This window comes from Roseateles sp. P4_D2, assembly GCF_056401875.1.
In genome coordinates this window covers 289,644-303,346 of record NZ_JBFUIM010000009.1, presented here as the reverse complement: position 1 = coordinate 303,346, position 13,703 = coordinate 289,644, and the positions used below count along the sequence as shown (strand labels likewise).

9 protein-coding genes and 1 riboswitch are annotated in these 13,703 nt (G+C 66.8%); of the genes, 4 read left to right on the top strand and 5 right to left on the bottom strand.

Annotation, left to right across the window (positions count from 1 at the left end; all coding sequences use genetic code 11):
- The first annotated feature begins 716 nt into the window (after positions 1-716).
- A complete protein-coding gene (locus tag AC1DW0_RS18250) occupies positions 717-1,283 on the top strand; it encodes a hypothetical protein (RefSeq protein WP_457356552.1) in 567 nt (188 codons plus the stop codon).
- 370 nt (positions 1,284-1,653) lie between these two features.
- On the opposite strand, the gene dsr1 is transcribed toward AC1DW0_RS18250, so the two are convergent.
- From dsr1 to AC1DW0_RS18235, 3 genes are all read right to left on the bottom strand, one after another.
- Positions 1,654-5,439 carry an anti-phage defense-associated sirtuin Dsr1 gene (gene dsr1, locus AC1DW0_RS18245; RefSeq protein ID WP_477947216.1) on the bottom strand — a complete coding sequence of 1,262 codons (3,786 nt, stop codon included), beginning with the start codon at positions 5,437-5,439 and terminating at the stop codon, positions 1,654-1,656.
- A 412-nt stretch (positions 5,440-5,851) separates the two neighbouring features.
- Positions 5,852-7,108, bottom strand: a complete 1,257-nt coding sequence (locus tag AC1DW0_RS18240) for an MFS transporter (protein ID WP_477947214.1) — start codon at positions 7,106-7,108, stop codon at positions 5,852-5,854.
- Complete coding sequence (locus AC1DW0_RS18235) at positions 7,105-7,848, bottom strand: MerR family transcriptional regulator (protein WP_477947212.1); 744 nt, start codon at positions 7,846-7,848, stop codon at positions 7,105-7,107. The genes AC1DW0_RS18240 and AC1DW0_RS18235 overlap by 4 nt, the downstream gene beginning before the upstream one ends.
- 240 nt (positions 7,849-8,088) lie before the next feature.
- On the opposite strand from AC1DW0_RS18235, the gene AC1DW0_RS18230 reads away from it, so the two are divergent.
- Positions 8,089-8,439 carry a hypothetical protein gene (locus AC1DW0_RS18230; RefSeq protein ID WP_056194526.1) on the top strand — a complete coding sequence of 117 codons (351 nt, stop codon included), beginning with the start codon at positions 8,089-8,091 and terminating at the stop codon, positions 8,437-8,439.
- A gap of 69 nt (positions 8,440-8,508) precedes the next feature.
- Here AC1DW0_RS18230 and AC1DW0_RS18225 read toward each other — a convergent pair whose 3' ends face one another.
- Positions 8,509-9,501 (bottom strand): hypothetical protein, encoded by a 993-nt coding sequence (locus AC1DW0_RS18225; protein ID WP_477947209.1) that lies wholly within the window; start codon positions 9,499-9,501, stop codon positions 8,509-8,511.
- Positions 9,502-9,664: 163 nt separating this feature from the next.
- Between AC1DW0_RS18225 and AC1DW0_RS18220 the strand changes: the two genes are divergently transcribed.
- The gene (locus tag AC1DW0_RS18220; RefSeq protein WP_477947207.1) at positions 9,665-10,375 is read left to right on the top strand and encodes a response regulator; all 711 of its coding nucleotides are present in this window, start codon (positions 9,665-9,667) and stop codon (positions 10,373-10,375) included.
- Positions 10,372-11,682: an ATP-binding protein gene (locus tag AC1DW0_RS18215; protein WP_477947205.1), complete on the top strand. Its 1,311-nt coding sequence runs from the start codon at positions 10,372-10,374 to the stop codon at positions 11,680-11,682. The genes AC1DW0_RS18220 and AC1DW0_RS18215 overlap by 4 nt, the downstream gene beginning before the upstream one ends.
- Positions 11,683-11,716: 34 nt before the next feature.
- On the opposite strand, the gene AC1DW0_RS18210 is transcribed toward AC1DW0_RS18215, so the two are convergent.
- Entirely contained in the window at positions 11,717-13,531 is a 1,815-nt protein-coding gene (locus AC1DW0_RS18210) for a S53 family peptidase (RefSeq protein ID WP_056194516.1), read from the bottom strand.
- A gap of 49 nt (positions 13,532-13,580) precedes the next feature.
- Positions 13,581-13,667, bottom strand: a riboswitch (cyclic di-GMP riboswitch).
- Positions 13,668-13,703 lie beyond the last annotated feature (36 nt).

Sequence of the window (13,703 nt, the reverse complement as noted above, 5' to 3'; positions counted from 1 at the left end):
GGATGAAAGTCGTTCGAGTCCGGATGCCGTTACCCTCGAAGGACCAAGCGACCGTGCCAGACAACTGCGTTGGCGGACTGGCCACAAGATCCCAGACCTTGAGAAGGTCGGCGCCGCTGAGATCCGAAAGGCGAAGGAGGTTCATTCGGGTCTAACTTGTTGTAGGTGGATCGTTAACGATTTCTGCCCAACATTCGAGCATGCGATCAAGGTGTCCGCTGGACTGTCGACGCGACAGCAAGCCGACATTGACCACAGACCGCTCCTGGCCGGGACCCGGTTTCCCTTTGGGGCGCCACCAGCAGACATTGACCTTGACCGGATACTCACGTTCGAAACAATTGCTGGCCGTAGCTAGTAGTACTGCAGCACAAGCCAAGCGTCCTGGAACTTCCCTTCGCGGGCAGGCGCCTCTCGCACCCAGGAGTACAACGTTCCAGCATCACCCCACATGACACCTTGTGCATCGACTTCGCGGACTGTTTCACTCAGCGGATGATGCTCGATCCCGCTGCCCAGCAGCTGCTCGACTCCTTCTGATGGTCGCGAACCCTTGTAACAGCCGTGCGTCGCTGCGCTGCCCCCGTACACGCAGCGCGCCGACTCTCCAGCGAGCGCTTGGCCTCCTGACCCTGGCCGCAGCCTTCGCGCACAGCCCGGCGGCCCTGGCTGCCGACGCCAGCAAGAAGGCCACGGGCGCGAGCAACGTAATCCCGATGTCCTTGTTCAAGCTGATCGAGGAGAAGAAGTACGCCGCTGCGCTGCCGCGAGTCACCAGCCTTGCTGCTCAGAAGAACCAGCACGCCCAGTTCGTGCTGGCCAGCTACTACTCCTGCGGCAAGATCGTGCCGTTCAGCTGCAGCAAGGCCGACGAGCTCTTCAAGGCCTCCATGAATCCGAGCAACGGCGCACCGGAGAACGGCGCGATCTCGCAGGCTGCGCCCAACGAGGTGGCCTGGCTCCACGCCACGTGCACCCAGGACGGCTTTGAGCGCGATCTGGAGACGGCCAAGACCTATGCGATGGAGGCCATGCAACGCGACAACAACGCGTTCGCCCTGGACACGCTCGCGGCTGTGGCAGCTCGCGCCGGCGAGTTCAAGGCGGCAATGAGCTTCCAGCGCATGGCCATCTCGAAGCTGGACGTCATGGCCAAGGCCGAGCCGATCCCCGCAGCTGCCTTTGTCGACTTCAAGAAACGCCTAGCTGGCTACGAGCAGGGCCAGCCTGCCGAGGTCACTGCGGACACCGCGGCGGCGAGCTGCAACTTGCTGCCGGACTGAGGAGCGGCTGTGGGTACGGTTGCATGTGGCCCAGCCCCTGTGGCACTCACCCGGCAAGCCGGGCGTCGCCTCTCAGGTCAAAGCTTGAGCGTCTGCTTTCTGGCGGTCTGCTCGGGCGCCGCCGATTTCCGCTCCGGGTGGGCAAGGTGAGCTCGCGGCCTTAAGAACCGGTAGCTCGAGCCCGGCCAGGCCGAACGGCAGCTTTTGGCGCAGGCCGCGAACTGGAGGTTGCGGCCAGGAGCGGTCACTCGCGGGAATCGCGCATAGCCGCCGTTCGAGGGGTCTCGCGCTGGACCGATACTGGCGGCGGACCACAGAAGATCAGAACGGTGATGACAGTCCGTCGGATCTGGCCCATCAATGAGTCCGCTTACAGCCCCTTCCGACGCGCGAACTCGGAGAGCCGCTTGAAGTGGTCGTCACCGGAGAGTGCGTCGTCTGCTGCGACGATCTCGTTGAGGCAGGTCTGAAGGTCTGTCGGGACGTACGCTTGATCGGAGATGATCGCGTTCATAAGGGTTAGCGCCTCTCTGGGGAAGCGTGGACAAAGCTTTGCACGGTGCAGCTGGTGCACGACGTAGTCCGGGTGGCTGACGGGTACCAGCCAGCTTCCTACTGCGTGAAGAGCATATGGAAAGCGGTCGCCGGTGGCAATGCTGAGGCGAGCTAGTGAGTCGCTGATGCCAGGGGATCGCAAGTTGTGCGACTTTGGCCAGATGTCGTGAAGGAACGGCGCGACACGGCCGTCCCAATGCTCTTCCTTGCGATCGGCCGCGCTCTCCTGCGCTTGCGCGAGGGAACGAGCCACGGTGTTAATTCCGTCGCCCGGCAGCGCCTGTATGGCTCCACGGAAATCGGCTGGTTCGTATCCTTCGACCTTGTCGAGCCCAGCGTAGGTTAGGAGGCTGATGTACTGATTGGCGTGATCCCCGAGCTCCGCGCAGTGATTTGCGATGGCAAGGAACTCGTCCTTGATGGCGACCATGAGGTCTGGATATAGACGTGGAGACCACAAGAACCCGTGCCAAAGCGCGGCGGCTTCGGTTGGATCGGTTGTCCAGTTGAAGCCTGAAAAAAGGTACTTTTCCGTCCAGCTTCGATCTACCCGGAACAGCGCGACAACGTTGGCCGCGAGCAGAACCCTGCCGTTTCTGTATGCACTGACTGGCGCCTCGCACAGGAGCGTAAAGAAAGGCTTGATGTCGTCTGGCAGTCCCTCGCCATCTCCAGGCTTGCGCGCAAACCAACGACTGAGCAGAGCGTTCGTGACATGCCCCACTTGGTGGTTGATCGCTCGGCCAACAGGATCAGTCGGCTCTGGCTCCTCTTCGTAGGTCAACGCAAGGATGCGGCGGCACAGCTCCAGTAGCAATGGCTCTGCATGCCGAAGAGACTTCGCGACCTCAGCAAGCCACCAGGCCAAGTTGTGAGACAGCTCCTGCAGGACTTCGGCTGGCATTGCCAGTACAAGGGCAGAGCCATGCTGCCAGGATTTGCGCACACGCCCCTCTTCCGCCCACACCTGCAAGGCGGTAACCCAGCGATGGATAGGCCAGACGTTTCGCCCTGACAGCTGACAAAGTGCAGTCAGCGATCGTGCGAAGTGGTCGCGGCAGGTCTCTCGCCAGGTATCTTCGTAGAAGGGGTAGCCTTCGCGTGGCGACTTCTCGAGCCATGCGACAAGCTCGCCACGCTTCAGCGGCGCGATGTCGACCGCTATCGTCGCTTCGTAGTCGGGGTCGCCGCTGCCGCTCATCCAAAAGGGAAACTCTTCCTGCTGGTGCGGTGAGGCGTCAGTAAAGGTACCTCCGGCAGCTAGTTTCGCTAAACGCGCTGCAGCTCTTGTGCCGAGCGTCCCACCTCCTTCGCCGATCTTTGCAAGGCGAAGCCATGTCATTCGCTGGACCGTAGATCGCCACCGGACCGCATCAGCGCCTTCGGGCTTCACGCTGTCTGGCGGCCCAGCAAGAATCAGCTTCTCGAGCCGTGCGAGCTCCTTTCGTTGGAGAGAAGCGGACTGGGTTGCCAGCAGCCGCATGACCTCGCGTTGCGACCCGTCGGACCAGAGCCAGTAACCCTCGGCGTCCGATAGCCAGAGCACCCACACGCGGCCGTCAATCGCTGCGTCCTGGCTTGCCGCAAACAGTGCCAGCCGCTTGAACGTCAGATACGGGAGGTCGAACCAGCCTTCCGCGATACGCCTGGCTTGTGCCGGGTCCTTGAGTCTGACTTCGAGCCATGCATCTCGCAGCAGGTCGATCAAAGTCACCCAATCGTGGAAGAAGCGATTTTGCCAATGCTCAGCGATGCTGGGCATGTCCCAGGTGGATCTGTCTCGCCGCTCATCGGCCTCGCCTAGCTCAACGAGCAGGTCCAAGGCATCTCGAAGAAGTAGCTGGAACTCCGGTAGCAGCGCCGGTAGATGCGCGTCAATATTTTCGGCGTGACGGTCCCTCAAGGCCGAGCGAACGTGGTCCGACGTCAGGACGAGTTCCCAGTCTGCAAGCTGCTTCAGGCGTGTAGCGTCGGCGGGCGCCTCTGCTTCCGTCCGGAACGGCTTCCTGAACCGAATCTTAGGAGCGAGGAGATCCCGCAGTTCGAGTCGCAACGTGGTCGTCAGGCCCTCATTCCGAACCCGACTCCTCCAGCCGTAGAGGTCCGTGAACCGCGACGTCTTTACGCGGTCTGTGAGGAGAAGCCGCCAGGGTGTCAGCATCAGGGGGCCGGGAATGGCATTCGGCGCCGATGCGGCGATCTCGTCCAACTCGGTCGTCCGGCCTTCCTGCTTCATTCGAGCGAGGTCCTTCAACCTCCCATCGATCAACGAGATGAAGCGAGGATGCAACTCGTTGCCGAAACGGACGAGCCAAAGCAACAGCGCAGGGTCGTTCAGGTGACGAAGCAGCCAGCGCGCCAGCTGGAACATCACGTCGTCCAACTCGGCACCTCGTTCGCCGGTAACCAGTTGCATCCAAGGAGCGTGCAGGTACGCCGAAGGCCGGCTCGCGTGGCTGAAGCGAAGCTTCTCGTCGGCTTGGGCGGTGATCGCAACACCAAATCTGGGCAGATCAACGTGCCCGTAGCGGTTCTCCGACAGCGGCTCGAGCCAAGCGAGGCTCGGAACCGGCTTTAGGTCTGCGAACTGCTTGGCTGGAAGCCCGGATCTATGGCTCAGCGCCCACAACACGCGACCTACAAAGTTGTCTTGCCTCGTGCTCGCCGAAGGAAGCGCAATCGCATTCTTGATGACGATCCGCTCGTGTCCGAGGACACCATCACGATAAGTTTCAGCCCAGGCCTTCAGCGTCTTGTGGAGGCTATCGTGGTTGTGCGCTGGTGCTTCGTAGAGGACCGGTACCACTCCTTTGGCCTCCCAAACTGCCTGCTTCGCCGTCTCCTCGCCCGTAGGGAAGTCCGCGAACGCATACGCATGCGGCGTCGCCTCGCCAAGGATGCGATCCGCAGCAAGCGCATCCATCATGTAGCGCAACACGGGATCGTTGATGCTGTACCCGACGAAGCAGACAACGTAGTTGCGAAACAGGTCACTGACGAATCGTGCGGCCCATCGCTCCGTGAGGTAGGCGAGGCCAAAGTCGCCGCTGGTGACCACCAGCCGATGCAGCGCCTCATCATCTGGAACTTTCGGCAGCAGTCCATGGAGGTAGACCACCCCGTTCCACCGGCTGCTCTTGGGTATCGGAAGCATGGGCGCTGCAAAGGTCTGGACTAGCTGCCCCTTCGCATCAGCCACATCTTCGAAGATGCGGTCGAAGTTGGTGGTGACCAGTCTCAGGGAGCCTCCCTCGACGCGAGAGAGTTGGAGCAGAGCTTCGTGTGTGTCGGTCGCGCCCGGCCTGGCCAGATCCGGACGAAGAACCTCGGCCATCGCTCGCTTCACCGTGAGCCGTTGGCCGGCGACCCGCCGTCCAAGTAGATCTAGCGTCGCGTCGAATTGAAACAGGCGCTGGGTCTCCTTCTCCGCGTCATCGGGCTCGATTCCGATGTGGGCGTAGATCTTCTTCACCAGGTCTCCGAAGCCGGGAAGGCCCGCAGGGTAGGAGATTCCTGCCCCACAGAAGAAGACGACGCGTCCATCCGCATGCGCCCGGAGCAGTTCTTCTGGGACGTCAGGACCACCGACGATGAATTGCATGGACCCTCCTCGTGTTCATTCCCATCAGGATAGAGGTGGATGTGGCGGTCCGATACTGTGGCGACCTACGGCCAGAACCGACCCCGCGTAGCCGCGACCCAATCAAAGTTGGGGGCGAGTAAGCAAATCGGGGGTCGATTCGAACGACTGCTTCGCCCCCACCTGAATGTCGCTTCGGGGTCGACAGCGCCATTCCAACGCTTCGAGCAGCAGACATTCCGGCGCGAGTTGACGGCGACAGCCGCGGGCGGCCAGGCTGGATGACCGTAGCGCCCTCGACACCGGTCGTTGAAGCCGTCAGCCGGCCAGGTGCGCCGGCGACTGCTTCCTGCCAGGCAGCGTGAACTCGGCGGCTGATCGCCGATGACGGCAACCGCTGCAATGCGGCGGTCCATTGCGAGCCGAATCCTGCTCAACCCATCGCCTCCAGATACGCAATCCGCCGAATCGGCGTGAACAACGCCCCTAACGCAACCACCCCCAGCAGGCACAACGCCGCCGCCGTGAACAGCTGCGTCACGTCCAGCACCCGCAGCGCCGCCCCGGCTGCCGCCGAAGCCAGCGGTGCCAGCCCCATGACGATGAACATGAACAGCGCCATCGAGCGGCCCAGCATCTCCGGCGGGATGCGCTTTTGCAGCCAGCTGTAGACCGCGACCTGCACAAAGCCGCCCAGGGCGCCCAGTGGCAACAGCAGCAGCGCGCCCTGCCAGGCCGCATGCACATGGCCGAAGGCGAGGAAGACGCAGCCGGCGACGGTGTCGATCAGCAGCACCGTGCCGCCCAGCGTGGACAGGCGCCAATGCGGCTTCAGACCTGACACCGCCATGCCCGCCAGCGCGCCCAGGCCGTGCACGGCCAGCATTGCGCCCAAGGCCGCGGCGCCACCGGGCAGGCGCTCGGCGGCCAGCACCGGCAGCGCCACCTGGATGGGGCCGCCGACGAAGAAGGCTATTGCCGAGAAATACATGAAGAGGGCGCGCAGCTCGCGGTCCTGCCAGCAGCTCTTCAGCGACTCGGCAATGGCCGCGAAGACGGGCTGAGGCGGCCTGGCCTCGCTGGCTGCCACCTGCACGCGCGACAGCGTCCAGGCCGAGATCGCAAAGCTCAGCGCATCGAAGCCAAAGGCCAGTGCCAAGCCGTGGCCGCTCAGCGCCGGCTCGCTGCCCGCCGTCACCAGCAGGCCGGCCAGCACCGGCCCGAGCAGCAGCACCAGCTGGCGCGCGCCCATCAGCACGCCGTTGGCCGGCTGGATCAGCGTGGCCGGCACGGTCTGCGGCAGGATGGCGCTGCCGGCCGGATAGCTGAAGGCAGTCGCCAGGCCGATGGCCAGCGTCAGGCCATAGACCCAGGGCAGCGTGACCGCGCCCGTGGCGGTCAGCGCGGCCAGCAGGCCGAGCAGCGCGAAGTTGATCCACTTGGTCAGCAGCAGCACGGCCTTGGGCGAGTGGCGGTCCACCAGCGCGCCGCCAACCAGGATGAAGATGGCGCGCGGCAGGCTGCCCAGGGCCAGCACGGTGCCCAGCACCAGCGGGTCGCGGCTCAGGCCCATGACGAGCCAGGGCAGGGCCAGCAGCGTGAACTGGTCGCCCAGCATGGACAGCAGGCCGCCGCCGATGATCCAGCGGAAATTGGCGTTGCGAAAGAGGTCGCGGCGCGGGTCGCTCATGACTGTTCCCCGAGGGGCAATGTTTCTTTGGAGCGGCGCAGGTAGGCGATCAGTTCAGGCGTCACACCGGACTGGCGCGCCAGTTCGGGCTCGGCGGCATACATGCGCTGCATGGTGTCCTTCATGCCGGGCGCCACTTCCAGGAACTGCTTCTGCAGCGCCAGCCAGCGCCGCACCAGGGCCTGGACCTCGGGCGCGGCCGGGTCGAGGCCGGCGTCCATCGCCGCGCGAGCTTCTTTGATCAGCTGCGGCCATTCCAGCTCGACGGCGTCGCGCTCCGGCTCGGGGATGGCTTCCCATTGCCGGCGCATGGCGCGCAGCTGCTCCGGGCTGAACCAGCGCTCGTGCACGCGTCGGATGGCCATGGCGTCCAGCAGCACCTGCACCGCATCGCCGCCATCGACCTGCAGTTCCAGCCGCTTGGCAGCATTGCGCAGCGTCAGCAGCAGGCTCTCCTGCGCCTGCAACTGAGCCTCGACCTGTTCGATCTGGGCCTGCAGCACGTCAGCCAGCGGCTGCGGCGCCTCGCCGTCCAGCAGCGGCGCTATGGCCTTCAGCGACAGGCCGGCGTCGCGCAGTGCCAGCACCCGGTGCAGGCGCAGCACGTCGGCTTCGCCGTAGCGGCGGTAGCCAGCTTCGCTGCGGCCCGAGGGGCGCAGCAGGCCGAGTTCTTCGTAGTGGTGCAGGGTGCGCACCGTCAAACCGGCCCGTTTGGCCAGCTCTCCCACCGTGTAGTCCATATCCAGGCTCGTGCATGAAACGGGCCGGATGATGAAGCCTCACGTGACGTGAGGGTCAAGCGCCGCGCCATCGCGAGGCGTGGTGTCGCGATGCGGGGCGCTCAGGCCCAGACCTGGGGCGAATACTGATTGAAGACGCCGTTTGACCGTGAAGTTCTTGGCATTTTGAGCTGGCATGGGGTTTGCACTATGGCTTGTGCCGAGGCGACTGGCCTCGGGGAACCTAAGGAGTACCTCACCATGAAGACCTGGACGAATCTGCGACCCCTCACCCTGTCGGCCGCTCTGCTCGCAACCATGACGCTGATCGCGCCCGCGAGTGCCCAGGAACCCACCGTCCCCGCCATGACCGGCCGCGCCATGCTGCGCGACGCACGAGGCGAATTTCTGCTGGACGATGGCCGCACGCTGAAGGTCCATGTCGGCGTGCGCAGCCTGGGCGTCAGCCTCGACGAGAGCCCGCTGGAGACCTGGCGCGCCGAGAACACCGAGCTGCTCGTCAGCCCCGACGGCATGCGTCGCGTGCGCCTGTTCCGCAACGTCGACGGCAGCGTCGATCGCATCGCATTCGAGACCGACCGGATGCGCTGAGACGGCAAGTTATCCCAAGCCGGCGCGCGCTCGCGGAGTGCGCCGGCTTCGGCGGCATCTCTCCTCCATTCAGCGGCGAGGCTGGCCGTCCATCCACGCGGCGCGGATCTCGCGCCCGCAGTTCACCGAAGCCACCGCCGGCTTGTCGCTGGGGTCGTCGCCCAGGGCGCCACGGCGCTGCTCGCGAGCGACGATGCCGTAGAAGCGCCGGTCGGCGCTGATCCACGGATAGAAGCCGAAGGCGCCCGGGCTGCTGAAGGCACCGTCACCGACCTGCGGGTCGTCCTCCACCCAGTGGCCGAGGCTGTAGTGCCAGCTCTCCGTCGCAGGGATGGGCGTCTTCACGGCATCGCTCGGGCAGACCTGTGGGTTGGTGCAGACGGCCTCCTTGCCCAGCAAGCGGCCGAGTTGCAGCTGGCCGCCCAACAGGGCGCGCAGCAGGCGGCTGTAGTCTGCCGCGCTGGTCTGGCCGCCGCCGGCCGGCATGGCCTGGCTGTAGCTGAAGGACCAGTCCGTGCCGAGCGTGGGTGCGAGCGACTGCCGCATCGCAAGGGCCAGACCCTCCGGGCCCAGCGAGCCCAGGCCCATCAGGATGGCGTGCTGCTGCATGTGGCCGCCGTTGTAGTCGAAGCGGTTTTCGGTGGCCGGATTGAGGCGACCGCGGCCGTTGATGAGGCTTTGCTGGCAGGCCGCCACGCTCTGGTTCTGGCGGCACACGTGGTAGTAGGTGTAGCCGGACTGGAAGTGCAGGAACTTGACGTCCTCGGCGCTGAGCTGGCCCTGGCGGCGCTCGGCCACGAAGGCGGCGTAGACCCATTTGGAGGCGGAGGCGATGGCCATCTCGGTGTGGCGCTCGGGGCCGTTTTCGCCGGCCTTGCCGCCGGCCAGCGGCTGGGTGGCGTTGCCGATCTCCCAATAGAAGGGCTGGGCGGCCACGCAGGCCGCAGACTTCTCGGCCGTCAACCGTGCGGCGCCGGCGCGCTGCAGTGGCGTTGGTTCGGCTTGAGCAATGAGCGGGGCGGCAATCAGCAGGGGGAGCAGGGTGAAGGCGGCGTGGCGCATGGCGATCTCCGTTTGAGGTGGGGCCATGCTGCCCAGCTGTGGCCGCGCAAAGGTTGCCGCGCGGGTTGCAGTGCTTGCAGGGTCTAACGGACGCGCAGGCTTGCAACGGTTTGTCATTGTTTTCCGGCAAGGTGGGGCGCGGGCTTCTCCCTAACATCCCCCTATGAGCCGCATCCTGATCGCCGACGACGAGGCCGAGTTGCGCGGCCTGCTGCAGCGCTACCTGACCGAGCAGGGGCACAGCGTGCGCGCCGTGCCCGATGCCGCCACCGCCGCGCAGCTGCTGGCGCGCGAACGCTTCGACGTGCTGGTGCTGGATTTGATGATGCCGGGCGAGGACGGCCTGTCGCTGTGCCGCCGCTTGCGCGGCCAGGGCGAGACCATCCCCATCCTGATGCTGACGGCGCGCGGTGACCTCGTCGACCGTGTGCTGGGCCTGGAGATGGGCGCCGACGACTACCTGGCCAAGCCCTTCGCCCCGCGTGAGCTGCTGGCGCGCATCCAGGCGATGGTGCGTCGCCAGCAGCAGCTCGGTGCCCACCTCGGCCCTGCGGGCGAGGAAGCGGTGCGCTTCGGTGACTTCACCCTCTATCCCACGCAACGCCGGCTGGAGCGCGCTGGCGCGCCGGTGGAGATCAGCACCGTCGAGTTCCAGCTGCTGCGCGCGCTGGCCAGCCAGCCCAACCGGCCGCTGGGCCGCGAGAAGCTGCTGGCCCTGGCGCATGGCGACGAGCACGGCGTCAGCGACCGCAGCCTGGACGTGCAGGTCATGCGGCTGCGCCGCCTTGTCGAGGCCGACCCGAGCGCCCCGCGCCACATCCAGACGGTGTGGGGCCTGGGCTACGTCTTTATTCCTGAGCCGGGCGCGCGATGAAGTTCGGCCTGTCCACGCTGTTCGGCCGCAACCTGTGGCTCATCGTCTGCCTGATCGTGCTGGGCCAGTTGGTCAATGCGCTGGCCTATGCGCAGTTCGTCGCCCGGCCGCGTTTGCAGCAGTCGGCCGAGGCGACCGCGCGCAGCCTGCAGGCCGTCGCCGAAGGCATGCGCCTGTTGCCCGAGGCCGAGCGCGCCGGCTTCGTGGATCGCTTCAATGCGCGCGCCGGCTCGGGCCAGCAGCAGCGCTTGCTCGACCGGCCGACCTGGGTGGAGCGCGGCTTCCTGGCCGAACTGGCGATGCAACTGGGCCTGGAGCGCGGCGAGCTGCCGTGGCGGCGCGAAGCCAACGGCCTCATCGCGGTGCAACTGCCTGGCGCGCCGGCCTGGCTGGTGCTGCCTGCCGTGCAGCCGGCTCACCATTTCGCGCGCACCTGGCTGATCGCCAGCGGCGTCAGCGCCGTGCTGGCCTTGCTCGGCGCCTGGTTGATCCAGCGCCGCATCAACCGCCCGCTGGCCCGCCTCGTCGACGCGGCCCGGGCGGTCGGTGCCGGCCAGCGCCGCTTGCTGCTGCCCACTGACGGCCCGGCCGAGACCGCGGCGCTGGCGCGCGGCTTCAACGACATGGCCGAGGCCCTGGCGCGCGACGAGGAGGAGCGATTGCTGATGCTGGCCGGTTTGTCGCATGACCTGCGCACGCCGCTGGCAAAGATTCGCCTCGCCAGCGAGTTGCTGCGTGGTTCCTTCGATCGAGCGGGCCAGGGGGACAGGGAACTGCTCGACACGCTGGACCGGAGCCTCCACGGCCTGGACGGGCTGCTGACCCAGTTCCTCGACTACGCGCGCGCCGCCCACCCCGCCGAGCAGGAGCTGCCGGCCGTGGACGTCGAGCTGCGCGAATTCCTGGCCGAGACGCTGGCCCTGGCGCCGGGCCTGCCGCAACCGGTGCTGGCCAATGGGCAGGCAGTGCATCGGCGCGCACGGCCGCAGGCGTTGCGCCGCCTCGTCCTCAACCTCATCGTCAACGCGCAGAACCACGGTGCGCCGCCGATCGAGCTGGCCTGCGGTGAAAACGCCGGTGCCGCCTGGATCGAGGTGCGCGACCGCGGCCCGGGCATCGCGCCGGCCCGGGTCGACGATCTCAAGCGCCCCTTTCAGCGCGGCGACACGGCGCGCGGCGGCAAGCCCGGCTCGGGCCTGGGCCTGGCCATCGTCGAGCGCATCGCGCGCGCCGAAGGCGCCGAGCTCAGGTTGATGCCACGCGATGGTGGCGGCCTCATTGCCCGTGTCAGCTGGTCTGGATCGTGACGAAGCAGTATTCGAGCAGTCGCCAGTGCTGAGTTCAGCTCGCGTTGATCGTCACCGTCACGTTGCCCGTGCTCGTCTGGCCGAGGTTGTCCTTCAGCGTGATGACGAGGTTGGTGCGGCCGGCTACCGGGTTGGCCCAGTTCAGGGCGAGGCCGCTGCTGGTGGCCGAGAAGCTCATGCCGCTGGCGGCGCCGCTGATGCTGATGCTCAGCGAGCTCGCGCCCGGCGCCGAGTAGCCGATGGTGGCGGCGAGAGCCTTGCCGGCCGTGCCGCTCAGGCTGGTGGTCGTCAGCGTGGGGCCGCTGCTGGTCGTCGGCGTGGGGGTGGTCGTCGAGGTCGTGACGCTGGCGCCGCTGAGGCTGCTCAGCAGGGCGCTGACGTTGGGCGTGCCCCAGCCGGTCGGGGTGTCATAGCCGGTCTTGGCGGTGCAGCTCGTGCATGTGCCGTTGCTGCCGCTGGCCACGTCCTTGAAGGCGGCGGCGTACTGCGTCGGCACGGCGCCGATCTGCTGGTAGAGGGCCGCGTGCGGTTGGCCGAGCAGGGCCTTGCTGGCGGCGGCGCGCATCGCGTTGGCCACGGCCAGCAGGCCGGCCCATTGCGGCGTGGCCAGGCTGGTGCCGCCGGCGCTGACCCAGCGCGTCGTCGTCGTGCCCTGTGCAATCAGCGCCACGTACTGGCCGGAGTTGGGGTCGGCGTTGAAGGCGACGTCGGCGACGGCGCGCTTGGCGTAGCCGCCAATGGTGCCGCTCTGGTAGCTGGGCAGGGCCACATAGGCGCTGGTGCCGCCGCCGGTGCCGGTCCAGGTGGTTTCGCTGCGCGCACCGCTGCTGTAGCTCAGCGTGGTGCCGCCGACGGCCACGACGCGGGTTGACACCGAAGGCCAGGACACGGCCGCGCCGTTGTCACCGGTGGCGGCCAGGTAACTCATGCCGGCGGTGGCGAAGGCGCTGTCATAGCTCGACGTCCAGCTGCCCTCGGCGGCGCCGAAGCTCATGGACACCACGCCAGCGCCCATCTTGTTGGCCAGGGCCACGGCCTTGGACAGGCTGCCGACGCCGGCGTCCGGCGCTTCGATGAGGACGAGGCGCGCCAGCGGTGCCGTCGCGTGGGCCCATTGCACGTCCAGCGCAATCTCGGTGGCCCAACCGCTGTCGTAGGCGGGCGCCGTGGCGGTCAGGGCGCCGGCGGTCGTGCTGTAGGCAATGACCAGCTCGCAGCTGGACGCGGAGGCTTTGGCCAGCGGCAGGCTGGCGTTGGCCGCCAGGTTGCGCGAGCTGCAGGCCGGCAGCGCGAACTTGGCGTTGAAGGCGGCCAGCTCGGCGGCGATGTTGGGGTCGTGCTTGGCGTTGACGATGTAGATGGTCTGGCCGGCGCCGAGCTGGGCGGCCTGGGCTGCGGTCAGGCCGGCGGTGCTGGCGGGCAGGGCCGGCTGCGCGTAGGCGGCGCGGATCTGTGCCGGCGTATAGGTCGTCACCGCAGTGGACGTCGCCATCGGGGCGGCTTCGCCTGCACCCGCCGCGAAGGCGCGAGGCCGCATGGCGTCGTCCAGGCGGTCGCGTGTCAGGCCTTGGGTGGCGACACCGGCCAGGGCGTGGCTGCGGTGGGGTGCGGCACCGTTGTCGGGTTCTTCGAGATCGACGGCGGCGGTGTGGAAGCTGGGCTGGGCGACGACATTGGTCGCGGCAGTGCTGCCTTCCTCAAGATCCACGCTCAGGTTGATGACCGAGCTTGCCTCGCTGACCTGGACGGTCGGGCTGTCGCTGCTGCCACCGCCGCAAGCGGTCAGGGCCGCGGCGGTCAGCAGGCTGAAGGTCCAGGAAGTCCAGGAGACAGGGCGGGTACTGCGCATGGCCGGGTTCTCGTACGAAGGAGGGCCACGCCGATCAAGACCTGCCGGTCTTGGTGGCCCCGCTGCCGTGGCGCTTGCGCGCTGTAGGCCGGTGGCTTTGCGTCCCCGCCTTTCGACGGGTTTGCCCTCTGGGTTGTGAAACAGGTTCAGTCTAGGCGCCGGGGTGCCGAGA